The sequence below is a fragment of the Bacteroides sp. 51 genome (assembly GCF_010500965.1).
Lineage (GTDB): Bacteria > Bacteroidota > Bacteroidia > Bacteroidales > Bacteroidaceae > Bacteroides.
This window is the reverse complement of the sequence record NZ_QVMI01000004.1, coordinates 254,835-280,192: the sequence shown is the minus strand read 5'-3', so window position 1 is coordinate 280,192 and position 25,358 is coordinate 254,835. Positions and strand designations below refer to the sequence as shown.

Genomic DNA, 25,358 nt, shown 5'->3' with positions numbered 1-25,358 from the left:
GCTCTTTCCTCGAAAGCAATCGTTTATGAATATCCCGTATGGCAGGTTTTCTGGCTTATCTCCGTTGAAAGCGCCTTCCCGGTTTTATTCAGTGGCTATGGTATATGCTTACAACGCTGAACGAGATTTACAGCAGCGGGACTGCTCAGGTTTTTCACCTGATTCCCTTTTAATCGTCTTCCCGTATAGTCGGAGAAGGGGCGAACCATTACGGCGCAAAGGTAAGGAAGTTATTTGGAAAAAGGCTCTGAAATGGATAAATAAAAACACTAGAGGTATAACCCTTGTTTTGCTAAGCCGTTGGCAGTGTACTGTCAAGCTGTTGGCAGTACACTGCCAACGAATAGGCACAGTACTGCCAACGGCTTGGCAAAACGATGGCAATAGCGTGGTTAGTATAAATTATTGTTAAGATATTGCTCCAGTTGTGTGAATGTAGCATCCTTTAGCAGAACGGTCTTGTTTTTATCTAACAAGTAGATGGACGGTATGGCCTTAAGGTCATACAGGTTTTTGTCGCGCATCACCGTACCCTTGTCATACCCATTAATCCAGTCGGATGGGAAATCGTTCTGGTGTTTTTTCCATTCTTCCAGGTCTTCGTCGGGGTAGACACAAAGAATGGTCATGCGTTTCCCGGAAAGAAGGTATTGTATGATTTGCGAGTTTCTCATGCCTTCGGTTATTTCGCCACAGGCACTGCACCCCGGATTATTGATATACAGCAGCGTATATTCGGTGTTTACACCATACAGTGTGCCTTGTTTTCCCGATTGCATGGTATAGGTAAAATTAAGCGCTTTCGTTCCCAGCCGATTCTTTTGCGCCAGTTGCAGGCGGTAATTTGGGCGCGTTTTCTCCGTATCGTCCAGCAGATTAGTTTCCATCATCTTTTCCAATACCACGATGTAAAGTTCTTCACTGCGGAATGGAGAGTTCGGATCGTATAGATACTTGTCGGAAAGGGAAACGAAATAATCGAATACTTTTTTGTCTTTCTCTGCATGGGTCATCAGGCGCTTCATGCCCTCAAAAGCCGATTCCATTGGAGAGTGGTTGATTACATCCAGAAAGTCTACATAAGCCTGTTCGGTGACTTCCGGCAAGTGTATGTAGCTGGTATCCGTAAAATCGAAATTGTCCCAATAGTGTTTTACCAAAAAGTCGGCCCGTTGCTCAGAGCTTGTATACATGGTGGGAATTTCGGGTAAGGTAATCTTTTTAGGAGTTTCTTGTGTTTCCTCTGTTGCTAATTTTTCTTTTGAAGAATTGCCGCTGTTACACGAAGTGCATATAATCAGGGCGGCTGCTAAATAATAGAATAATTTCATACCAAAATTGTTTGTGAAGTTATGGGCACAAACTTACAAAAAAAATGGAAGAGGCTATGTGAAAACTCTGAAAAAAGAATGTTTCACTTGTAGGAGGGTGTGTCATAATCCTCCCCCTACCCCCTCCGAAGGGGGATAGGCTGCGCTACAAAGCGTTTCTGCAAGGTATCCCCCGCTGGCGGGGGCAGGGGGTGGAGTTATGAAGTGACCCCCAATGCAAAAACAATTCATTTGTCTTTCGCCAACGTAAATATGAATTCCAGTCCACCGCCTTGGTTGCTTTTAGCGGAGATGTTCCCGCCATGTATAAGTACGGCATTTTTTACAATAGCCAGTCCAAGTCCCGTGCCTCCCAGCTTGCGCGACCGTCCCTTGTCTATCCGGTAGAAACGTTCGAACAGGCGTTGCATATGTTCAGACCCCACTCCAACCCCTGTGTCGGCAAAACTGAAATAATACAGACTTTCATCTTCGCGGAAACAGTTGACCGTGATTTGAATATGCGTCCCGGCGTAGGCAATAGAGTTGTCCATCAGGTTGCGGAAGATGGAATAAATCAATGAATAATTACCTCGTATCTGGACATTCTTTTTGATTGAGTTAACAGCCGTAATTTGCTTTTTGTCCAGATCAATCGACACTTCGTTGATAATCTTTTCGACCAGTGCACTGATGTCCACCTTCTCCATCTCGAGCATGTTTACAGCTTCATCCATGCGGGTAAGTACCGAAATATCGCGAAGCAAACGACTCAAACGGTTGCTCTGTTCATAACATCGTTGAAGGAATACACTGGCCTTTTCGGGCGAAATATTCTCATTGGTAACAATCGTTTCCAGATATGCCTGTATACTACTCACAGGAGTTTTCAGCTCGTGAGCGATGTTTTGTGTAAGCTGGCGTTTCAGTTGCCCCTGTTCCTCCTCCTGTGTAACGTCATTGATGGATATCTCAAAGCTAAAGTCCTGGAAGATAATGCATTCTATGGTGAAGTTACGCCCGTCTTTTGTTATCGACCTGGACATGCGCTTTTCCTCCTTTCCCGTAGGGCGGCTTTGTATCTTATTGATAAACTGGGTGATGGATTCGAATTCCGGTATATTGAATATACTTTCGGTTGTTTCCAGATTATAGTCAGAAATAATATTGCTGTACTGTGAGAATAAAGAGTTAACCAGAATCTCTTTTTTATCCCGGGTAAATACTCCCAACCCCTCACGCGACGTTTGAAGATGCGCAATCAGTTTCTCGCGTTCTATATATAACGCTTCTTTGGTTTCGTGGAGCCGCTGATAAATCTGGATAATATGCTGTGATATCTCCCCAAGTTCGTCATTAGAGAACGTTGCCAGGATATTATTATAATCGTAAGGCTCGTTGCGGTCTATATGAATGGCAAATTCCCGCAGATTATTAACCGATATTCCCAGCCTGTTTGTTGCTTTATAAAAGATGAAAATAAGAGCGAGTGCCACCAGAATAGCCAATCCGATATATTCCAGGTCTATTCGGAGTGATTCTTTCAGTTCCGTGTCGTAGGGTAGGGCCGTCCGGATAATATAATCATTGTAGCGCGTTGCAGAATAGAAATAAGTTATACCTGTCGACTCTGATACGCGGCGGACATCATGTCCATATCCATTGTTAATTGCCTGCTCAACTTCCGGTCTGTACAAGTGATTGGCTAACTGCATATTATTCGCCTCAGAGCTATCGTAGATAACATTGCCCTCAAAATCAATCACCGTAACCCGTAGTTCTTTTAAACCAAAGTGCTCAATAGGCAGATGGGAACATTCGGTTCCTTTTTCTTTATGCTCAGTTAAATCCCTGTGTATCCAGTCGTTGCAGTCCTGTAACTTACTGTTCAGTAACTCTACTTTAAACTCTTTTTCTCTTTGATATTGAAAAATGACAAAGATGGCCACGAAAGTTAGAAACAGTAACGTGACTGAAAGAAAGAGTTTACGGCCGAATGAAAAGGGAGAGATTTGCATTAATTTATAATTATGAATTATGAATTTAATTCTGCATAGAAACCTTGCCGCCCGCATGGTCACTTGGGTGCAGCGCCTCGCTGCCGCCTCGGGGCTATCGCGATTCGAAGCAGTAACCGTATCCGAGGCGGGTGACGATACATTTTCCGTATTCTCCGATCTTTTTCCGTAGACGGGTGATATTTACATCTATGGTACGATCCAGTACATATACTTCGTCGCTCCATATCCGGTTCAGGATATCTTCACGCGAGAATACACGCCCTTTATTTTCCAATAATAAGAACAGGATTTCGAATTCTTTTTTGGTCAGCGACACCTCCTGATCGTCAATGCTGACCTTCTTTTGCGGGATATCCAGAACCAATGTTTGATAAACCAGTTTCTCGGGTGCTTTGTCCTGCTTCTCGACCGATGTGCGACGTAATACAGCCTTTACCCGTGCAATAACCTCACGTAGAGAAAATGGTTTGGAGATATAATCGTCCGCTCCCAGGTTAAAACCGGTTACCGTATCATTTTCCGTATCCTTAGCCGTTATAAATATAATAGGTATTCCAGCCGTTTTTTTATCCTTTTTCAGCATGTTGGCCATCTTGAAACCCGAGATCTCGCCCATCATAACATCGAGTAACAACAAATCATAAACAGTGAGGTCCATTTTCAACGCCTCTTCGGCAGAATTGGCTGTATCTACCAAATAGTCTTCATTCTCAAGATTAAACTTAAGGATTTCACAAAGGTCTTCTTCGTCATCAACGATTAAAATGCGGTATTCGTTCATTGTTTCTTCTTATATGTGATACACAAAATTAGTCTTTATTTCTTGTCAGCACAAAGATGAGAAGGATTTGTTACGTGTTAGTGAAACAACTGTTAAGATTCTGTGACAATATATACGGAAGTAGAACCAATTTTAAGATAATTTCTGGAGAATATGAATTATCTTTGTTATATACTTTAGTATGATAATCTTATGGTGAAAAATATATGGATGCATCTTCGAAAGAAAAATGTGGTAGTAATAGGTGCTGCATTGTTTGTTGTACTGTCCGTCATTTTAATTTTGAAGATCGTTTCTCTTCAATCTGATTTTGAAATTACAGACGAGTTGGGAGGAAATATCTTTCCCTCGGCTATCCTATCCGTAGCAACTACCGATACACAAGTTATTGAACCCGCCGACTCCTTATATATAGGTAATCCGAAATCGTGTATTTCCGTTCGCGTAAAATCGACTTCAGCTTATTCCAGGGTACGCATTGAAGTGCTCGAAACCCCTTTCTTTGCTCAATCCATATCTGAATTTATTTTAGAAAAACCCCGTACGGCATACACCATCTATCCGGATATTATCTGGAAATATGATGCATTACGTGATAACAATCAGGCAGTTCCTATTAGTGTGGCCGTAAGTGTGGAACTAAATGGAAAAACGCTGGGGCAGCATGTCCGTACTTTCTCTGTACGTAGCCTGAATGAGTGTTTGCTTGGCTATGTGACCAATGGAAACAAATTTCATGATACAGGTCTTTTCTTTGCCGCTTATGTAAATGAAGAGAACCCTATGATAGATAAACTCCTGCGTGAGGCACTAGACACGCGTATTGTAAACCGCTTTCCGGGTTACCAGGTGACGTCCAGAGATAAAAACTCGGTCGATAAGCAAGTCTATGCCTTATGGAATGTATTGCAGAAACGTAATTTCCGTTACAGTTCGGTTTCGAATTCCAGTTTGTCTAGTAATGTGGTCTTTTCGCAGCGGGTGCGTACGTTTTACGATTCGCTGGAATCGTCGCAGATAAATTGCGTAGATGGAAGTGTACTCTTTGCTTCTCTGCTTCGTGCCATTAATATTGATCCGATTTTGATTCGCACTCCCGGACACATGTTTATAGGTTACTACACTGACTCCTCGCACAAGAATATGGATTTTCTGGAAACAACTATGATTGGCGATGTTGATTTAGATGAGTTCTTTCCTGATGAACAACTGGATTCAACTATGGTAGGAAAGTCGCAGAACCAAATGTCCTTATTAACCTTTGAGAAATCAAAGGAATATGCCCGGAAAAAATACTCCCAGAATGAAGAAGGTATTCATTCCGGGAAATTAAATTATATGTTTCTGGAAATATCCAGAGATGTGCGTCGGAGGATTCAACCGATAGGGAGGTAGTTGAGAGTTGAAAGTTGAAAGTTGAAAGTTGAAAATTACTATGCAGATGACTATTGCGCAGCCAACTTTCAACTTTCAATTTTCAACTTTTTTACAGCTGTTTGCTATAAAGAACTCATTTAGCAGATCAACATAGTTTCCTTGAATAACGATATGGTGATTGCCAAGTGGGTTTTTTAGAAAATATTCCGGTGATGTATTCATTTTGATACGCGCCTGAGTGCGGCACATATTAATATAATTCGGATTCTCTGTAAGTGTGCCAGACCCCAGATAATATTCATCCAGCGATTCGCCGCCACATTTCACTATGGTAACCTCTCCCGTTGGAAGGATACCCTGAATAGCGATACCGATTCCTGTTTCGAAATGACTACGGATAATATATTCTTCTGTTTGTTTGATACCTATCGTACAGTGCGCCAGTATGATTTCATTTGTTCGGGTATTAATCATTGACGGATTCGCCATGAAACCATGTTTACCCGTAAGAGAATGAACAACAAGCATGGTAAAGATAGACTGTAAATCCCCTTCACATCCGGCATAAATACCTTCGTCATTAAGCAATGCCAATGCCAGACATCCGGTCGTCTCCGTATGATCTATCAGTTTAAAGCAACTAACGGTGGTTGCTTGCAGATTTTCTTCTTCACATATCTGTTTGATTGCGCGGTATAGCCGCATGGCCTTTAGAATATCTTCGGGTGATCCTTCACGAATGGCAAGAGCCTTACTTGCAAATTCAGCACAAGCTTCTCCCACCTGGTCGTCGGTGATCTGGTCATACAAATCATGTACGCGATCTAAAGGAATATCTATGTACTCCACTCCCCAACGACGCTTGGCAAGTAGATAATCAACATTGCTGGCGATAAGCCAGGCCGAAGGAGTACCGATTACCCCAATGCGCATGCCTCTTAGCTTGCGTTGTGCCTGAAAGTTATTATAAAGAACTTGTATACGTTTGGCTATATTTACAGGTTCGCCGTGAAGAATTTCGCTTTTTGTTCCTCTTGTGCGTAACCAGGCAGAAACCTCCATTGCCGCAGCTAATGAATTTTGCATTCCATCGGCCAGAATAATGACAGGGCGTGGCAGGGATTCAAAATGTTGCATAACGTATCGCTCAACCCCACCGGTAGCGATAAAAACAATACTGAAATCACTTGGATTCAGCTTGTCAATTTCTTTGTAATCTATAAAATTAAGTGTGTAATAATTCTCCAGCTCACTGAGTACAGGTTCGTGCGCGCTACGCACCATTGAACTTTTGTGTACATTTGAAGCAAAAGTTATCAGATTTATCGTCATTATGGTATTATAATTTGGGTTCTGCACGGCAAATGTATTATTTTTCTTTCTATCTTTGCACCTCCATAACATAATAATTACTAAAATCATGCCAACAATTTCCATTCGCGGGAACGAGATGCCTGCATCTCCAATCAGAAAGCTGGCTCCTTTGGCTGACGCAGCCAAACAAAGAGGGACCCATGTGTTTCACCTGAATATCGGGCAGCCTGACCTGCCGACTCCTCAGGCCGCGATTGACGCGATACGTCATATTGATCGTAAGATATTAGAATATAGTCCTAGTGCCGGAAACAGAAGCTACCGGGAAAAACTTACAAAGTACTACGAAAAATTTAATATCAATCTATCAGCAGATGATATTATCATTACTACCGGAGGATCTGAGGCTGTGTTGTTTTCCTTCATGTCCTGTTTGAATCCGGGTGATGAGATTATCGTACCGGAACCGGCTTATGCCAACTACATGGCTTTTGCTATTTCTGCCGGAGCAGAAATCCGTACGATTGCTACAACAATTGAAGAAGGCTTCTCTTTACCTAAAGTCGAGAAGTTTGAAGAACTGATCAATGAACGTACGAAAGGAATCCTGATTTGTAATCCCAATAATCCGACAGGTTATCTGTATAGCCGTCGTGAGATGAATCAGATTCGTGATCTGGTGAAGAAATATGATTTATTCCTTTTCTCGGATGAGGTGTATCGTGAGTTTATTTATACCGGTTCACCCTATATATCAGCTTGTCACCTGGAAGGCATTGAAGAGAATGTAGTGCTGATTGATTCCGTATCCAAGCGCTATTCCGAGTGTGGAATCCGTATCGGTATGCTTATCACCAAGAATAAAGAAGTACGGAACGCGGTAATGAAATTCTGCCAGGCCCGTTTAAGTCCCCCATTGATTGGACAGATTGCGGCTGAGGCTTCATTGGATGCACCGGAAGAATATACCCGCGAGACTTATGACGAATATGTAGAACGTCGTAAGTGTCTGATTGATGGGCTGAACAGAATCCCAGGTGTTTATTCACCTATACCGATGGGAGCTTTTTATACCGTAGCCAGGTTGCCGGTCGATGATTCGGATAAATTCTGTGCATGGTGCCTGTCGGATTTCGAGTATGAAGGACAAACCGTATTCATGGCTCCTGCTTCAGGGTTTTATACCACTCCGGGTGCCGGTCGCAATGAAGTACGTATCGCTTATGTTCTTAATAAAGAAGATCTCACACGTGCGTTGTTCGTATTGGAAAAAGCACTGGAAGCATATCCGGGAAGAACCATTTAGATTTACAATTTACAATTTACTATTTACCATTTGATGCTCTTGCGTAATATACTCATGGTAATGGTTACAAATTGTAAATGATAAATTGTAAGTGTCAAATGGTAAATTGTAAGTGTCAAATGGTAAATTGTAAGTGTCAAATGGTAAATTGTAAATGGTAAATTGTCTAATTGTAAATGAGTCCTTCTTTTTTTCTTGCTCGTCGTATTTATCGGAATGAAGAGGGTGGGAAACAAGTTTCCCGCCCGGCAGTTCTCATTGCTATGGTTGGAGTAGCTTTGGGATTGGCTGTTATGATTCTATCTTTAGCCGTTGTTATTGGTTTTAAAAAAGAGGTTAGAGGAAAAGTTACAGGTTTTGGCTCGCATATTCAAATAACCAATTTCGAAGGTGTCCGTTCTTACGAGACAAAGCCTATAGCTGCCGGCGATAGTATATTTCATGCTTTATATGCGTATCCTGAGGTTAAGCATGTGCAACGGTTTTCGACCAAGCCGGGAATGATTAAGATGGACGATGCTTTTCAGGGTATGATCCTGAAAGGAGTGGGACAGGAGTTTGATGCTTCTTTTTTTCAAAATCATCTGGTTGAAGGTGAGATCCCGCAATTCTCGGATACTGCTGCGAGTAGTGAAATCCTTATATCCAAATCATTGGCTTCTAAACTAAAACTAAAGTTAGATGATAAGGTTTATACTTATTATATAGAAGGAGAGGTTCGTGCCAGGAGATTTACCATAAAGGGAATTTTTCAAACGAACTTCTCGGAATATGATAATAACTTCTTGTTGACCGATATTTATACAGTCAATCGTTTGAAAGGGTGGAAGCCGGATCAGGTAAGCGGATTAGAACTTCAGGTTAACAACTTTGATCTATTGGATGAGACTACCTATCAAATCGCAATAGATACAGATCGGAAACCTGACCGTTATGGTGAACCCTTTTATGTGCGTAATATAGAAGAACTGAATCCACAGATATTCGGATGGCTTGGCATGCTGGACCTTAATGTATGGGTTATCCTTATTCTGATGATTGGCGTTGCCGGCTTTACTGTTATTTCCGGATTACTTATCATTATCCTTGAACGCACCAATATGATCGGCGTACTTAAAGCTTTGGGAGCTAATAACCTGACCATTCGTAAAGTCTTCCTCTGGCTTTCTGTCTTTTTAATCGGCAAAGGGATGTTGATTGGAAATATACTTGGACTAGCGCTTTATTTTGTGCAGGTTCATTTCGGTATCTTCAAGCTTGACCCAGAAACTTACTTTGTAGATACTGTTCCTATGTCTTTAAATGTGTGGATATATCTTTTATTGAATATCGGTACATTGATCGTGTCCGTACTAATGTTAATTGGCCCATCCTACCTGATTACAAGGATAGAACCGGCCAACTCTATGAGATACGAGTAAAGAGTTGAAAGTTGAAAATTGAAAGTTGAAAGTTATACTATGCAGATGGAATGACTCTTATCGGCATCGTAACTTTCAACTTTCAATTTTCAACTTTCAACTATAATGACCCTATCGGGTCATTATATCCCCCTGCTTTCCTCCAAAAGCCCGGAACATCTTAAACTGCAACGATTGTAATGGTTGAAAGATATCAAATATAGGAAGCGTGAAATAATACCTTCTGTTTTCACCTAATTCTTTTGCTGTTTTATTGGTGATGAGTGCTTGAATGATAAAGCGAATCAGCCAAACTAACCCTCCGATTCCTACCACCAGCCAATGCTTATTCAGAATGCCCAAAGTGATAGTGGCAATAACAACAAGATAAAATAAGATTCGCGTAAGCGTTTCAAACCCCAGCATAAATCGCTGAGAACCTTTAAATCTTTGAGAAGTAGCCATGTAGCTTACTTTCTCTTCTTTCCAGTCCTTTTTATATTGAATGGGCTTCATACGAACCGTAGCATTGACATCGGTTTCTACACGCGTATTTTTGTTTGTAGCTATCTTATTAATGAATAAGTCATCATCTCCTCTTTGCAGATTTAAGTGAGCCGAATAACCTTTTTGTTGGAAAAATAACTCTCTGCGGTATGCCATGTTTCTTCCGATTCCCATAAAAGGCTTTTTGGCAAGTGCATATCCTAAATAACGCATAGAAGTAAATAGTGCATCAAAAGCAATTCTTTTGTGCATCCATCCTTTTCCTCGTTCATAGCCACTGTATCCAAGTACAATGTCTGTGCCTGGGGTGAAATTACGGGCTATCAGCCGTAGCCAATCCTTGCTCACCGGATAGCAGTTTGCTTCGGTGAATACTAACCATTCATGTTTACTGGCCTTGATACCTAAAGTAAGTGCCAACTTCTTATGGCTGATATAACGTGAATTCTCGGGAGTAAAACTATGGTATAAATGTGGGTAGTCTTTTTCCAATGCAGATAGTAATTCCTCACTTTCGTCTGTTGAACCGTCATTGACAACAATGACTTCGAATTCGGGATAATCCTGTTCCAATACTGACGGGAGAAAACTGCGTAGATTTTCGGATTCATTTTTGGCACAGATCACGATGGACAAAGGAGGAAGTGCTTCTGAGAAACTTAACTTGTTCTGTCTTACAGCTTTATTATGCGTATGTATCTGGTTATATAAAGCCAAGAAATAAATAACCTGAATAATAAATAGGACGCCAATAACTGACAATAAAATCAGTTCATGGGTATTCACCTCGATAAATTCCATTTAACAAAAAATTAGTGTTGCAAAAGTAACCAATTAGCTGATATCTTTCAACTACTTCAGGTATTCTTTTTTAAAAATGTTGAAACAGAGGATAAACATCGATAATAGGAGAGGACCAAAGATTATTCCCATGAAGCCAAAAAGAGAAAGGCCGATGACAACTCCGAATATGGTAATCAGCGGATGGATATCCGCCATTTTCTTTTGCAGTATCAAACGGATGAGGTTATCTACTTGTGAAACAACCAGCAGGCCATAGCAAAGTAACCCGATAGCATTAGGCCAGTCGCCTATTATGGCAAGATATACGGCCAGGGGAAGCCAAACCAATCCGGTTCCTACCACCGGAATAACTGTAGCAATACCGGTTAAAAGCCCAAATATCAGCGGAGCCGGAACACCAAATATATAATATCCCACTAATGCAATACCTCCTTGTATGATTCCCAGTAAAGGTATACCTATGGCATTTGAAGTTACAATCATATTAATGTCATGTAGTACTTCTTTTTTATTCTCCTCACTAAATGGCAAGATATCATAGATGTATGTTTCCATTCTTTCCCTGCCAACCAGCATGAAATAGAGTATAAAAATCAGAACAAATATATTTATCATGAAGCTACTGACACCATTCATCAGATATTGTCCTATCCTGGGAATCAAACCAAGCATTGTGGATAGGTTTTCTGTTTTAAGCAGATTGTAACCGGTCTTTTCTTGTATAAAGTTGGATATGTTTTGAATCGGGTCGATTAATTCTTGCGGATTCAGGTTCAAGGTACTGAATTTATCGACAATAATAATAGCCACAACAGTCAGTGGTATAAGAAAAACCAGAATGCTTTCTCCTAAAAGTATAGTTGCAGCCAATCCTTTTTTCATTTTCTTCTTTTCTGTGAGGTACTTCATTTGTCCTCTCAGAAGTATGTATATGGTCATAGCACCGAGTACCCCACTCATAAAAGGAATAGCTTCCAGGAAGATAGCGAGTCCCAGGATGAGTATGATAGCGATAAGCGAGTATTTCTTATATTGTTCTTTAAAGTTCATAGAGTCAATCTGGCAAATTTAGATTATGCGTATATATTAAATTAACAAATATAAAAAATGAAAGTTCGGAATGTTAATAACAATCTTTAAAAGAATGAAAATTTAATTTTTTAGTTTGCCCGACAGGCGTCCGATACTTAAACCCTGTACAATAATGGAGAATACCACAACATAATATGTACCTGCAATCAAAGCATCTCTGTATATATTATCTCCAATTGATAATGCCAAAGCAATGGAAACCCCTCCGCGAAGTCCACCCCATACCAAAATGAAGATGGAGCTTTTCGTGAATTTTTCATGAAAAGGAATAATGGCTGTAGGCAATTTGATAGATATATAGCGTGCAAATAGTACGATGAGAATAGCCAATATACCTACTATCCAATAGTTGCGCAGATCGGGCATAATGAGTAGTTCGAAGCCGATCAGCAAAAACAGGATAGCATTGAATATTTCATCAATTAGCTCCCAGAAAGTTTTGACGAATCCGAAATCCTTATGCTCTTCTTCGCTATATTTTCGTCCCCGGTTACCGATTAAGATTCCTGCCGATACCATGGTGAGTGGTCCTGATATTTCCATTGCTTGCGATATCATATATCCGCTGATCACAACGGAAAGGGTGATTAAAATAGATAGTTTATTGTCTGCTACAGTCCGGATGGCATATAAAGCGATGTATCCAAGTCCTAAACCAACAATAAATGCACCTACCACTTCTTTAATCAATAACCACGAGACTGTTGCAGGAGTAACATCCACAAGTTGTTCCGTTCCTTGTGAAATGCTATATAATAAAGAAAATAAAATAACTGCTACTCCATCATTGAATAGAGCTTCGCCGGTGATCTTTGTTTCTAATGATTTAGATACATTGCTTTTTTTTAGAATACTAAGTACGGCAACGGCATCGGTAGGTGAAATTAATGCTCCAAACAAAAGACAGTAAATTAATGGTGCCTGCATGGTCGATCCGATCAGTGGCAGGAGAATGTTCAGTATGTAATAGAGGGCAAAGCCGACCACAAAAGTAGAAATAATAACGCTTAGCGTTGAGAAAACGATAATGGGCAACTTTTGCTCTTTCAGATCATTAATATTGATTTGTATGGCTCCGGCAAAGAGAAGAAAATAAAGCATACCACCCATAAGGAGTTGGGTAAAGTTGATGTTACGAATAAGTTGGTAAACATCATTGAGTGGTTCTGAATTTATGCTTCCAATGATAACCAGACCTAGAGAAAATATGATTGTGACCACCATTATACCAATGGTAGATGGTAATTTCATAAAGCGTTCATTGATATATGCAAAAACCGTAGCTATAATAATTAATATAGATAACGAATAGAATAATTCCATAGTTGGGATTAAATAAATGATTTTGTAGAAATAACAATGAAACAATGATTTATGTTGCCCATTGATCTCTTTTTTTGAAGTTGCCGGCGTTTGTTTCATTAATGATGTTATCTTTGCGACTTATAAATGTAGTTTTTGATGCAGGAAGAGAAATCATCTAAAGATAAAGTGCTTGTTCGTACGTCTTGGGTCAGTACAATAGGCAATGCATTGTTATCTGCGGCTAAAATTGTTATAGGGCTGGTTTCCGGTAGTTTGGCTGTAGTGAGCGACGGAATTGATTCGGCTACAGATGTGGTAATCTCTATTGTGATGATTTTTACGGCCCGTATTATGAGTAAACCCCCAAGCCCTCAGTATGTTTATGGCTATGAAAAGGCAGAAGGAATTGCTACTAAGGTACTCTCTCTGGTTATTTTTTATGCCGGCGTGCAGATGCTGATTTCTTCGGTTCAGAGTTTGTTCGGTTCAGAAGGAAAAGAACTACCGGGAATTATTGCTATCTATGTTACGGTTTTCTCAATCGTAGGAAAGTTAGGTTTATCCCTTTATCAGTATCGGCAAGGTAAACGCATAAATAGTTCCCTTCTGATTGCCAATGCTAAAAACATGCAGAATGATGTGATCATTTCTGTTGGTGTACTTACCGGTTTATTTTTTACTTTTGTACTGAAACTACCTATTCTGGACTCTGTTACCGGACTAATTATTAGTTTGTTTATTATAAAAACTTCTATTGGAATCTTTATGGATTCGAATGTTGATTTAATGGATGGAGTAAAAGATGTGTCTGTTTATAATAAGATATTCGAAGCTGTCGAGAAGATACCTGGTGCGAGTAATCCGCATCGTGTACGCTCAAGGCAAATTGGTAATATGTATATGATCGCTTTAGATATTGAAGCGGACGGAAATATATCTCTGAATGAAGCCCATAATATAGCTGAGGCTGTGGAGGGCAGTATTAAGGAAACTATAGAGAATGTGTATGATATTGTTGTCCATGTTGAACCAAAAGGAACTCATCATTCAGAAGAAAAATTTGGTGTAAATAAAAAAATGATAAAGTGATATGACTATACAGCAATTAGAATATATCCTTGCTGTCGATAAACATCGGCATTTTGCGAAAGCTGCAGAGTATTGTGGGGTTACCCAACCAACATTGAGTGCAATGATCCAGAAACTGGAAGATGAACTTGGCGTGAAACTCTTTGATCGTCACATACAACCCGTTGCGCCTACTGAGGTAGGGAAGAAGATTATCCGGCAGGCCCGCCTTATCCAGTCACAAGTATCGCAGGTTAAAGAGATTGTGAGTGAGGAGATAAAGTCATATAGTGGAACTTTCCGATTGGGAGTTTTGCCTACCATTGCTCCTTATTTATTGCCTCGCTTCTTTCCCCAACTGATTGAGAAATACCCCGAAATGGATTTGCAGGTCTTTGAACGGAAAACACATGAAATAAAAGCAGATTTGCTTTCCGGTTCTTTAGATGCTGCAATATGGGCCAATGAGCCGGAAGAAGACTGGATTCTTGGCGATACTCTTTTTTATGAAGAGTTTTATGGATATGTATCATCTGGTGAAAAAGTATTCAGGAATGAACTGATTCGTACAAGCGAAATCACCGGAGAGCGTTTATGGCTTCTGGATGAAGGACATTGTTTCCGTGATCAATTGTTACGTTTTTGCCAGTTGGATGCTGTCAAGTTGAATCAGATGGCCTATCGTTTGGGGGGACTGGAAACTTTTATGCGTATGGTTGAGAGTGGACAAGGAATTACATTTATACCGGAACTGGCAGTTGCACAGTTGGGAGAGAAACAAAAAGAGTTGATTCGTCCTTTTGCTATTCCCCGTCCCGCCCGCCCCATTGTGTTGGTAAGGCATAAGAACTTTATCCGGAATACACTTTTAGAACTTCTGATCACTGAAATCAGAGCAGCTGTACCTCAACATATGTTGTCTCTGAAACCCATACAAAGTATGGTATAATTAAACCTATATAGTGGATAAATTTATTATTAATTTAAATGTTTAAAAAATGAGAAAGTACATTGCAGAGATGATTGGAACAATGGTTCTGGTTATGTTAGGTTGCGGAAGCGCAATATTTTTAGGGCATCCGACTGTTGGTGTTGCCGGAATCTTATCGGTAGCATTTGCCTTTGGTTTATCGGTTGTTGCTATGGCTTATGCTATTGGTGGAGTTTCCGGTTGTCATATAAATCCGGCCATTACGTTGGGTGTATTCCTTTCGGGACGTATGTCGGGTAAGGATGCAGGCATGTATATGCTTTTCCAGGTAATCGGAGCGATTATCGGATCAACGATTTTATATGCTTTGGTGCAGGGCTTTCCAACCGTAGGTACAACAACAGGAGCCAATGGATGGGGAGCAGAAGTCTCAATGACGACCGCTTTTCTTGCTGAAGCTGTATTTACTTTCGTTTTTGTATTGGTCGTATTAGGGGTTACCGATTCCAAGAAAGGAAATTCTTCACTGGCAGGCTTAGCTATTGGTCTTTCATTGGTATTGATCCATATTGTATGTATTCCAATTACAGGTACTTCTGTGAATCCGGCTCGTAGCATCGGTCCGGCCATCTTCCAGGGTGGAGAAGCTCTTTCTCAATTGTGGTTGTTCATCGTAGCTCCTTTTGTCGGAGCAGCTTTGAGTGCTTTGGTTTGGAAGTATTTGGGACGTCAAGATGCCGCTGCCTAGGTGGAAAGGTGCCGTTACCATTTAGTACAATATTAAAAATAAAAAGGGTGAGGCCATCGCGGACTCACCCTTTTCTACAATCAAGAGTATTTATTGATATGTGATTCCGGTAATAGTTGTACCCGAACCCGAAGAGAAACTTGTTGCTGTTGTTTCTTCTTCTTTAAAATCAATCTTCGTGTATTTTATGCCATCATATATACTTCTATAACGAATCTTTAATCCTTTCATTTCCTTTTCGGTGAAAGGTCCTTTGAAAGAAACAATTCCATCCAGATCCTCTGCTTCGTAATCTTCGTAGGCATTGTGGCGGAATTCCAGGCTGATATAGCCGGCTTCTTCATTTTCATTAGCACCTTCAATTTCATTACGTACCAGATTAACCATGTGAAGTTTCGATGGGTTGCGGGTTCCTTTAAACTTGAATCTGATATTCAGATAACCATCGCCGAACCATATGCCTGTAATATTGATCTTATCGTCGCCGATACTATCTACAGTCTCTTCATCCATAACGAATAACTCCTTGGTCAGAATCTTCTCGATACCTCTTACTTTAATGTTGTAATCGTATCCACTCACCTTTTCGTCCAGAATATCAAAGTATATATGAACTCTTTGACCATCTTCTAGCGTACTATAAGTGGCATGTTGCGGATACATTGTCTCACCATTATCCAGAACGAAATAGTTGTCGTTATTTTCAGCAGTTCTGAATGTCGCTATTGCCAGATAGTAATCGTCATCATCATCCAGACATGATTGCAAAAATGGTGTAAGAATTAAAGTTAAGGTTAAAGCTAAAAAAGCTGTCTTGAACTTCTTCATAATTATATAAATCTTATTTAAGTGAATAAAAAATGTATCTTTATATCAGGAAAATGCTGTCTGAGAAGGAATATTGCATGCTATATTGTTAAAGAAACAAAAGGAGCAAATTATTATAGATACGATGCAGTATTTTTGTTTCTCATGCATTTAGGAGATAAAGACGTGTCTAAGCGAATGGAAGAATTTGAGTTGTCCGAAAAGTGCAAGCAAGGAAACAACCTTGCTCGCAAGGAACTCTATGAGTTGTACTCAGGGAGGATGCTCGGAGTATGCCTTCGTTATATTGGAGATAGGGATATGGCACAGGACTTACTGCACGATGGTTTCTTAAAGGTCTATGCCTCGTTTGACAAATTCACGTGGCGTGGCGAAGGCTCGCTCAGGGCTTGGATAGAGCGTGTGATGGTGAATACTGTGTTGCAATATCTGCGTAAGAATGATGTATTGAACCGTACAACGGAACTAGACGGTATCCAGGATTCGTATGAAGAGCCTAACCCTTCTGATATTGAAACTATTCCGCAAAAGGTGCTGATGAACTTTATTAGTGAACTACCCGATGGTTATCGTACAGTATTCAATTTATATACGTTTGAAGAGAAATCACATAGAGAAATAGCTCAGATGCTGGGGATTAATGAAAAATCTTCGGCGTCCCAATTGTTTCGTGCGAAAGGGGTGCTGGCTAAAAGAATAAAAGAATATTTAAGAATGAATATATGATGAGACAGGATGAAGAATTGTGGATGAAAAAGATGAGGGAAGCCCTTAAGGACTATTCCGAACCGCCTGCTCCGGAAGGATGGAGTAAGCTGGAGGCGGAGTTGAGTCCGGTGGGGGAGAAGCGCATTCGTCCTTATACGTGGTGGGCTGTTGCTGCTACATTATTATTGGCAGTATCCGGGGTAAGCCTGTTCTTTATGCAGACTCCAACGGCAGATGATATACGTCATACAATGGCTCCTACGCTGGCTGTGACTCCTGATGTAATGCCAGTGACCCAGGAGCCGGAGATACAGATAACTGAAGTGAAACCGGATGATCAATCTGGCCCTAAGCAATATACCTATCTTTCGGATGCAACAAGTATAGAAAAGAAGGTTCAGGAAACAGTCTTGATTATAAGTGAGGATGATGTAAAACAGCGGGAAGAAGAACAGTATGTTGAAAATTCCACTCCTTCGGATAAGAATGAAACTGTTACAAATGAGGTAAAACAAAAAACAGATCAACAATCCAGTGATAAACCTGATGACCGTAGAGTTGTAAAACCTTCGGGGAAAGATAAATTGCACCTACCTGTTGTTTCAGAAAAGAAGCGTTCCTCTGAAGGTAAATGGTCTGTCGGTGCTTCGTTTTCAAATGGTACCAGTGCTTCGACAAGCCAGAGTCAGGATTATCTGTCTATGGCCGATCTTTCTACGTCTCAGAATGGCGGTTTAGCTTCCGGTATGATTTCAATTAATGATAAGAATGAGCTGGTTTTTGATGGTGGAATACCTTATGTGAAACAATCTGCTTCTATTACAGAAATCAAACATAAACAGCCTATAAGCTTCGGACTTTCGGTTCGTAAGAATTTATCGAATGGTTTTTCTGTGGAAACTGGGCTGACCTATACTATGCTTTCTTCGGAAGGAAAGTCTGTAACGAATGCCTCTAATAAGGTGGAACAGAAACTCCATTATGTCGGTATACCTCTTCGTGGAAACTGGAACTTTGTTGAATCTAAACGGTTTACAGTTTATCTTACCGCAGGTGGTATGGTCGAGAAATGTGTATATGGTAAGGTTGCAGGAGAAAAGGAAACGGTTAAACCTTTGCAATTCTCACTGGCAGGAGGAGTTGGTGGACAGTTGAACATAACCGATCGTATTGGGCTTTATGTTGAACCGGGGGTATCTTATTTCTTTGATGATGGGTCGGATGTAGAAACCATACGTAAAGAAAATCCCTTGAACTTTAATCTCCAAGGGGGGATTCGGTTTACTTATTAAATGGAGAATTGAGAATGGAGAATTGCTATGCAGATTTCACAGTTCTGAGTGTTGGTGAAATAACTCTAAGAGTTGTTGGGATAACTTCAAGAGTTATTCGGATAACTTGAGGAGTTATGCAGACAACTCTTAGAGTTATTACTTCAACTTAACTAAAACCTGGAGGCGGCACCTTGCCGCTGCCGCTGGCACGATTAATTAATATATACTGTGTTAAAATGGCGTCTGAATAGCTGAGCGGCCTGCTCTAGTTGTTCAGGCGTATTTTCATTTACTCCTTTCAGCAGATATTCCAGATTCATAGCTTCGTACTTGTGTACTCCGAGCTTATGGTAGGGTAGTATCTCTACACGCCCGATCATGTTATATTTACCTAGCTGTTCGCCCATGGCTTCAATGTCTTCGGCGAAGTCACTGTATCCGGGAACTAACACATAGCGCAGCCAAAAAGGTTTATTGTTTGCTTCTAACCAGGCGGCAGTAAGCAAGGTTTGTTCGTTGCTGTGCTTTGTCAGCGTTTGATGACGGGCCGGATTGAACTCTTTAATATCGAGAAGTACCAGATCGGTGAGTTGAAGCAATTCTTCTACGTCTTTATTCCATATGCTCCCGTTTGTATCCAGGCAAATATGAATTCCTTCCTCTTTAAGTCGGCGAAATAAGGGTAGCAATGCTTTGGCTTGTACGGTAGGTTCACCTCCGGAAAAGGTAATCCCTCCCTTTTTTCCAAAGAAAGCTTTCTGGCTTACTGCCATACGTACAATTTCTTCCGGATCTGTATCTGTTCCTCCTTTATACGCAATAGTGTCCGGATTGGCACAATACAAACAGCGGAAGTTACATCCTTGAAGGAAAACGACGAGTCGGAGACCCGGCCCGTCGTATGTTCCCATTGATTCATAAGAGTGAACTCTTATCAGTTGAAAGTTGAAAGTTGAAAGTTGAAAGTTATTTTGCATTGCTATTTAATGAGTTTTTGGTGGTCTTTACAATACTAGCTAATAATTTTATTAATTCTTTGCAGTCAGTGATTATTGACTCGTAAGAGTCTGGACTAATGTACTCACTGTCTTTTAACAGCCTTAACCAGTATTTTGTTTCATTTGCTTCTTTCAAAGCAATATTCATTTTACTCAGAAAATCAGGTCTGCTTTGTGCATGTTCTGCTTCTTGACATAAAGCACCAATAGCGGTTCCACACCTAAGCAATTGTTTCGCTAATACAAATTCTTTCTTATTCTCAGTGAGAAATTTGTATGCTTTTATGATTCTTAATGCAAATATATAGGATTTTTCTTCAACAATTGCTTTTCCCATCGGTAACATAATTTTCAGCAATAGAAATCTGCATAGTAACTTTCAACTTTCAACTTTCAACTTTCAACTAAGATTTTAAACCTTTGGGTTTAAAATCTTTCGTGGAAGCTTCTTGAAAGAACTTCGAGTTGGTGCTCACGGCTCAGTTTTACGAAGTTTACCGCATATCCGGAAACACGGATAGTCAACTGAGGATATTTCTCAGGATGTTCCATTGCATCTTCCAGCATTTCACGATTCAGTACGTTTACATTCAGGTGGTGTGCTCCTTTGGTGAAGTATCCATCCATCATGGTTACCAGATTTTCAACACGGTCTTCTGCTGTCGGGCCTAAAGATTTAGGAACGATCGAGAAGGTATTACTGATACCGTCTTGTGAGTCGCGGTAACGGATTTTGGCTACTGAATTCAATGAAGCGATAGCTCCTTTTTTATCGCGTCCGTGCATTGGGTTTGCACCTGGAGCGAAGGCAACACCTTTCGCGCGTCCGTCGGGTGTCGCACCAGTTTTCTTTCCATACATAACGTTTGATGTAATGGTAAGTACAGATAGAGTAGGGCGGGCGTTCTTGTAAACAGGAAGTTTTTTAAGTTCTTCGCTGAAGTAGTATACTAAATCTACAGCAAGTTTGTCTGCACGGTCATCGTCATTACCAAAGCAAGGGAATTCACCATCAATATCGAAGCTTTCTGTCAGGCCGATATCATTGCGGCGTGCTTTAACAGTAGCATAACGGATAGCCGAAAGTGAGTCGATAGCGATAGATAATCCGGCAACTCCATACGCCAGGTTGATGCGTGGGTCTGTATCAATAAGAGCCATCTGAGCCTTTTCATAATAGTACTTATCGTGCATATAGTGAATGATATTCATGGATTCATTGTATACACGGGCAATTTCTACCAGTACTTTCTTGTAGTTGGCCATTACCTCTTCGTACTTTAGCTTTTCGCCTGTCAGTACCGGGATGTCTTTTACCATTAGTGTACCTGTGTTTTCGCAGCGTCCACCATTGATTGCAAGTAAAAGCGCTTTCGCCAGATTGGCACGGGCACCGAAGAATTGAATCTGGCGACCTATATCTTGGTAAGAAACGCAACAAGCAATACCGTAGTCGTCAGACTGACGTACTTCGCGCATCAACTCATCATTTTCGTACTGGATAGAACTTGTATCTACAGAAACCTTAGCACAGAAGTCTTTGAAACCTTCGGGAAGTTCGGGACTCCATAGTACGGTTAGGTTTGGTTCGGGAGATGCTCCCAGATTATATAATGTTTGCAGGAAACGGAAACTGGTTTTTGTAACCTTATGACGGCCATCGTTGAAGCGTCCGCCCAGTGCTTCAGTAACCCAGGTTGGGTCTCCGGCGAAGATATCATTGTAAGATTGCATACGCAGGTGGCGAACCATACGCAGTTTAATAACAAACTGGTCGATCAATTCCTGTGCATAGGTTTCGGTAATTGTACCATTGTTCAATTCATATTCTATGTAAATGTCAAGGAATGAAGATACATTACCTAATGACATAGCTGCACCATCTTGTTCTTTTACAGCGGCAAGATATGCCATATATACCCATTGTACAGCTTCTTGTGCAGTGTATGCCGGACGGCTGAGGTCAATTCCGTAATAGTTGCCCATTACTTTCATTTCCTTCAGTGCCTTGATCTGTTCGGTTACTTCTTCACGTAAACGGATACGTGCATCGGTCATTGGTCCTAGCAGATTTTTAAGGTCTTGTTGTTTCGCTTCGATCAGTCGGTCGATACCATACAGAGCTAAACGACGATAGTCACCAATAATACGTCCGCGTGCATAGTTATCTGGCAATCCGGTGATAAAACCGAGTGAACGGAATGAGCGGATTTCGTCTGTGTATGCATCAAATACACCGTCATTGTGAGTTTTGCGGTAGTTTTTGAAGATATCCACCACTTTTTCGTCTATTTCTATTCCGTTTTCCTGGCAAGCACGCGCTACAACATTAATACCTCCATAAGGCTTGATGGCACGACGAAGCAATTCATCGGTCTGCAAACCAACGATCAGTTCGTTTTCTTTGTCAATATAGCCAGCTTTGTGTGAAGATATAGTAGATACGGTTTTGTTGTCCAAAGAACGTACGCCGTTGTTAGCTCTCTCTTCTTCTATGGCCTGGAGGCAGATGCCCCAGATTTTTTTTGTGCGTTCGGTCGGACCTTGTAGAAAAGATGCATCACCATCATAAGGAGTGATGTTCTTGCTAACAAAGTCCTTTACGTTAATTTCACTACTCCATAGACCGTCTTTAAAGGTTTTGTTCAATTCCATAATGTTTATTTTTGGGGTTAGTTTTCCTTTTGCGACTGCAAAATTACTGCCTTTTTTCCATATAAACAGTATAATATTGCAAAAACTTATGTTTTAAAACATAAAAATAGCATAGGTATGTTATGGAGTCATAAGAAGTAGGTATGGATATTATTGGGAATAGATTTTTATATAAAATGAGACTGTCCAAAAAGTTATTTCGTAGTACTTCATTGTGATGTTTACCAATGACAGAATCGATGAGTTGACTTTTTAGACAGCCCCATTAAAAGTTGAGAATTTAAAAGGAAAAATAGTTTATATTATTCTTTCACTTTTCCAGCTAACTTCTTTGTTCCGATAATATTTCCAGTAGAATTATCCTTGAGTATCACTTCGGTGTTTTTGACTGTTACTCCCGTCCACTTACCACCAAGTTTGACAGTTGCACCATATTCACTTCTATATACAGCTTTGTAATTAATGTCCATTTCATATTCTATACCTCTAACAATAATGGCATATGATGTATTAGGAGCTTGAACAAAGGAATATTTATCTGTTATAGCGAATTCCTTAGTTGTTTTCTCGGATGTAGTATAGCTCCAGTTTTTTTCTGTGGAGATAGTTGTTGAAAATTCACCTTGTACTGTAGGTATTCCTGTTTTTATAGTTGCGGTTGTACTGACTCCTAATTTGGTTCCTTCTGTTTTACTAAATTCGGATGAATCTATGTATTTTTCATTAATTGTAAACTCTCTGTTTGAATAAACTGGTAGCTCGTTTATAGAAGGCAAATCTAGGAATGTAACAACTCTTGGATTTTTTACTACTCCAGTGGCAAAGTCATATTCTATGCCTACAAGAGAGAAGCCCTCTAATGGTACAATTTCCCAAGCCTGCCTCTTATAATTTGTGCTATTTTTCGGCTCAAAGCATAGTGCTCCAGAAGTATTATCTACCGCAGATAGATAATAATAAACACCTGATTTTAAAAGACCTATTCTATAGTAATCTGTACCTTCTATATTATGGATATACCATTGTGGAGTACTCCCGGCATAATTGTGTAAGAGTGCTGGGTATTTCCAGTTATCATGTATATATAGATAACTGCCATCCCTAGGTGATGAATTAGTTTTTAAATCAAATGCTCCATTAGAAGAATAACGATCCCCCAATATAAACCATTTCTGCCACTCGTCCTTTCCTTCTTGAGTTAAATTGGCACTATTTGATTTTCTATGAGCAGATAAATATCTCGGTTTTCTGCTTGTATCTGCTAGACGAATATTGATTTCTAAACCACATAAATCTCTTATTTCCGAAGGGTTTGTAGAAGATCGTGTTGTTGGCTCCTGATTAATGTTTTGGATATCAAATTCATCTTTTTGACAAGACATTAGTACCAAAACTGTCATAAATAACAAAAGTTTTTTCATAATTTAATTTTTTTAATAATCAAAAGGGATTATTCCCTGTTGCAAAGGTATATGTTTCTTGTCTCATAAAACAAAGGATTGGGTGGGACAAATTACGTCTGAAATTAATTCATTAATTTGTTGATATATAGCAAACTAGAGTTTTATGGTGTTAAAAAGCGTGGACATGATGAAAAAAATATCATCAATGTTTGAGTGTTATTTCAAATATTGTTGATGTTACAGAGGATAATGAGAGAGTTAAAGTCTCTTTTCGATAAGGAGCATGTATGCAAATTTGCTTGGAGTAATACAATCGTACTCAATAATATCTAGATATTTAAGGAGCTAAAGGAATAGTGGTCGGGACTATTTTAGATGTTTTTTATGAAATTATTTGTTTGTACACATTTGCAAGCTGCCTAGTCAGTTTTTCATCTGTAAATCGCTTGACATACTCCTTTCCGTGTGCAATCATTCTCTCTCTTTTTTCCGGAGATGATAAGATCTCATTGAATGTATTTGCGAGTTCGTTTACATTATCGGGGTCGACATAACTAGATTCCGGTCCTCCCGCTTCTTCAAGGCATGATCCGGTTGCTCCAATTGCGGGTATACCCGAATGCAATGCTTCAATCATAGGTATACCAAAGCCTTCATATCGGGATGGATATACAAAGATTTCTGCTTGCTGATAAATTGCCGGGAGATCTTTAAAAGATACATTGCTATATATGTGTACTCTGTCTTTCAGTTTGTTGGCTTGAATAAAAGAATCTACTTTCTGAGTATAAGGGGTTCGTTTTCCTACAATAACCAAGTGAATGTTTTCAGGCAATTGCTTAAGAGCTTTGACGGCCAAAAGAACATTCTTTCTTTCTTCAATACTGCCCACATTTAATATGTATTTATCTGGTAAGTTATATCTTTCTTTGACCTCTTTCTTTTTTTCGGCGCTCGCTTCTTTATGAAAGCTTTCATCACAACCTTGATATATTACTTCTATTTTATTTTCAGGTATATTGAATAGTCGTATAATATCTCGTTTTGTGCACTCACTTATTGCGATAATCCTGTTTGCATTCTGACAGGCTTTTCTGAATTTATATGTATATATTTTCCTGTCAATAGGCTTGTAGTATTGTGGAAAATGAAGAAAGATCAGATCGTGAATGGTAACCACCGATTTAATCCTGGACTTACGTATGTTAATTGGAAGTTCATTGCTAAGTCCGTGAAAGATCTGGATGCCATCATTTGTAAATCGGGAAGTAACCCTCCATACCCTCCAAAGTGATGATAATTTTCTCCATATATATTGCATGGGGTATACTACCTGAATCTGCTTATATTCTTCAAACAAATGACTCAATTGCTCATTCACCCTTCTTTTAGGAGCAAAAAGAATATATTCATTTTGTGGGTAAAACCGGCAGAGGTTTTTAATGATATACCTACTATAGTTCCCTAATCCGGTGTAATTCTGTACAGCACGTTTCGCGTCAAAGCCTATTCTCATTGTTTAATACGT

Annotated in this window: 21 protein-coding genes and 1 riboswitch; of the genes, 8 read left to right on the top strand and 13 right to left on the bottom strand. The window is 39.9% G+C overall.

Features of this window, described 5'->3' with window-relative positions; translation table 11 throughout:
* Positions 1-22 precede the first annotated feature (22 nt).
* Positions 23-225, bottom strand: a riboswitch (cobalamin riboswitch).
* 167 nt (positions 226-392) lie between these two features.
* The 3 genes from D0T87_RS05830 to D0T87_RS05820 form a co-directional block, all read right to left on the bottom strand.
* Positions 393-1,331, bottom strand: coding sequence for a DUF5106 domain-containing protein (locus D0T87_RS05830; protein ID WP_163173725.1), 939 nt, complete (start codon positions 1,329-1,331; stop codon positions 393-395).
* A 227-nt stretch (positions 1,332-1,558) separates the two neighbouring features.
* The gene (locus tag D0T87_RS05825; RefSeq protein ID WP_163173723.1) at positions 1,559-3,328 is read right to left on the bottom strand and encodes a cell wall metabolism sensor histidine kinase WalK; all 1,770 of its coding nucleotides are present in this window, start codon (positions 3,326-3,328) and stop codon (positions 1,559-1,561) included.
* A 94-nt stretch (positions 3,329-3,422) separates the two neighbouring features.
* Complete coding sequence (locus D0T87_RS05820; RefSeq protein WP_163173721.1) at positions 3,423-4,112, bottom strand: response regulator transcription factor; 690 nt, start codon at positions 4,110-4,112, stop codon at positions 3,423-3,425.
* A 192-nt stretch (positions 4,113-4,304) separates the two neighbouring features.
* Between D0T87_RS05820 and D0T87_RS05815 the strand changes: the two genes are divergently transcribed.
* Positions 4,305-5,507 carry a hypothetical protein gene (locus D0T87_RS05815; RefSeq protein ID WP_163173719.1) on the top strand — a complete coding sequence of 401 codons (1,203 nt, stop codon included), beginning with the start codon at positions 4,305-4,307 and terminating at the stop codon, positions 5,505-5,507.
* A 75-nt stretch (positions 5,508-5,582) separates the two neighbouring features.
* Here D0T87_RS05815 and D0T87_RS05810 read toward each other — a convergent pair whose 3' ends face one another.
* Positions 5,583-6,821, bottom strand: a complete 1,239-nt coding sequence (locus tag D0T87_RS05810) for a fucose isomerase (protein WP_163173717.1) — start codon at positions 6,819-6,821, stop codon at positions 5,583-5,585.
* Between the two features lie 88 nt (positions 6,822-6,909).
* Here D0T87_RS05810 and D0T87_RS05805 point away from each other — a divergent pair, with 88 nt between their 5' ends.
* Both D0T87_RS05805 and D0T87_RS05800 read left to right on the top strand, forming a co-directional pair.
* A complete protein-coding gene (locus D0T87_RS05805; RefSeq protein ID WP_163173715.1) occupies positions 6,910-8,109 on the top strand; it encodes a pyridoxal phosphate-dependent aminotransferase in 1,200 nt (399 codons plus the stop codon).
* Between the two features lie 176 nt (positions 8,110-8,285).
* Complete coding sequence (locus D0T87_RS05800; protein WP_163173713.1) at positions 8,286-9,530, top strand: FtsX-like permease family protein; 1,245 nt, start codon at positions 8,286-8,288, stop codon at positions 9,528-9,530.
* A 111-nt stretch (positions 9,531-9,641) separates the two neighbouring features.
* On the opposite strand, the gene D0T87_RS05795 is transcribed toward D0T87_RS05800, so the two are convergent.
* The 3 genes from D0T87_RS05795 to D0T87_RS05785 form a co-directional block, all read right to left on the bottom strand.
* Entirely contained in the window at positions 9,642-10,817 is a 1,176-nt protein-coding gene (locus tag D0T87_RS05795; protein WP_163173710.1) for a glycosyltransferase, read from the bottom strand.
* Positions 10,818-10,868: 51 nt separating this feature from the next.
* A complete protein-coding gene (locus D0T87_RS05790) occupies positions 10,869-11,870 on the bottom strand; it encodes an AI-2E family transporter (protein WP_163173708.1) in 1,002 nt (333 codons plus the stop codon).
* Between the two features lie 102 nt (positions 11,871-11,972).
* Positions 11,973-13,235 (bottom strand): sodium:proton antiporter, encoded by a 1,263-nt coding sequence (locus D0T87_RS05785; RefSeq protein ID WP_163173706.1) that lies wholly within the window; start codon positions 13,233-13,235, stop codon positions 11,973-11,975.
* A gap of 138 nt (positions 13,236-13,373) precedes the next feature.
* On the opposite strand from D0T87_RS05785, the gene D0T87_RS05780 reads away from it, so the two are divergent.
* The 3 genes from D0T87_RS05780 to D0T87_RS05770 are packed head-to-tail and all read left to right on the top strand — an operon-like array spanning position 13,374 to position 15,964.
* Positions 13,374-14,306: a cation diffusion facilitator family transporter gene (locus D0T87_RS05780; RefSeq protein WP_163173704.1), complete on the top strand. Its 933-nt coding sequence runs from the start codon at positions 13,374-13,376 to the stop codon at positions 14,304-14,306.
* Between the two features lies 1 nt (position 14,307).
* Positions 14,308-15,234 carry a hydrogen peroxide-inducible genes activator gene (locus D0T87_RS05775; RefSeq protein ID WP_163173702.1) on the top strand — a complete coding sequence of 309 codons (927 nt, stop codon included), beginning with the start codon at positions 14,308-14,310 and terminating at the stop codon, positions 15,232-15,234.
* Positions 15,235-15,283: 49 nt separating this feature from the next.
* Entirely contained in the window at positions 15,284-15,964 is a 681-nt protein-coding gene (locus D0T87_RS05770; RefSeq protein WP_163173701.1) for an MIP family channel protein, read from the top strand.
* Between the two features lie 90 nt (positions 15,965-16,054).
* Here the strand turns inward: D0T87_RS05770 and D0T87_RS05765 are convergent, their stop codons facing one another.
* Positions 16,055-16,792 (bottom strand): NigD-like protein, encoded by a 738-nt coding sequence (locus tag D0T87_RS05765; protein WP_163173700.1) that lies wholly within the window; start codon positions 16,790-16,792, stop codon positions 16,055-16,057.
* A 177-nt stretch (positions 16,793-16,969) separates the two neighbouring features.
* On the opposite strand from D0T87_RS05765, the gene D0T87_RS05760 reads away from it, so the two are divergent.
* Positions 16,970-17,518: an RNA polymerase sigma factor gene (locus D0T87_RS05760; RefSeq protein ID WP_163173699.1), complete on the top strand. Its 549-nt coding sequence runs from the start codon at positions 16,970-16,972 to the stop codon at positions 17,516-17,518.
* Positions 17,515-18,792, top strand: a complete 1,278-nt coding sequence (locus D0T87_RS05755; RefSeq protein ID WP_239063487.1) for a porin family protein — start codon at positions 17,515-17,517, stop codon at positions 18,790-18,792. The genes D0T87_RS05760 and D0T87_RS05755 overlap by 4 nt, the downstream gene beginning before the upstream one ends.
* Positions 18,793-18,986: 194 nt before the next feature.
* Here D0T87_RS05755 and pflA read toward each other — a convergent pair whose 3' ends face one another.
* The 5 genes from pflA to D0T87_RS05730 form a co-directional block, all read right to left on the bottom strand.
* Entirely contained in the window at positions 18,987-19,712 is a 726-nt protein-coding gene (gene pflA, locus D0T87_RS05750) for a pyruvate formate-lyase-activating protein (protein WP_163173785.1), read from the bottom strand.
* Between the two features lie 28 nt (positions 19,713-19,740).
* The gene (locus D0T87_RS05745; RefSeq protein WP_163173698.1) at positions 19,741-20,109 is read right to left on the bottom strand and encodes a four helix bundle protein; all 369 of its coding nucleotides are present in this window, start codon (positions 20,107-20,109) and stop codon (positions 19,741-19,743) included.
* 89 nt (positions 20,110-20,198) lie between these two features.
* Entirely contained in the window at positions 20,199-22,427 is a 2,229-nt protein-coding gene (gene pflB, locus D0T87_RS05740; RefSeq protein ID WP_163173697.1) for a formate C-acetyltransferase, read from the bottom strand.
* 302 nt (positions 22,428-22,729) lie between these two features.
* Positions 22,730-23,848: a hypothetical protein gene (locus D0T87_RS05735; RefSeq protein WP_163173696.1), complete on the bottom strand. Its 1,119-nt coding sequence runs from the start codon at positions 23,846-23,848 to the stop codon at positions 22,730-22,732.
* Positions 23,849-24,212: 364 nt separating this feature from the next.
* A complete protein-coding gene (locus tag D0T87_RS05730) occupies positions 24,213-25,346 on the bottom strand; it encodes a glycosyltransferase family 1 protein (RefSeq protein ID WP_163173695.1) in 1,134 nt (377 codons plus the stop codon).
* Between the last annotated feature and the right edge of the window lie 12 nt (positions 25,347-25,358).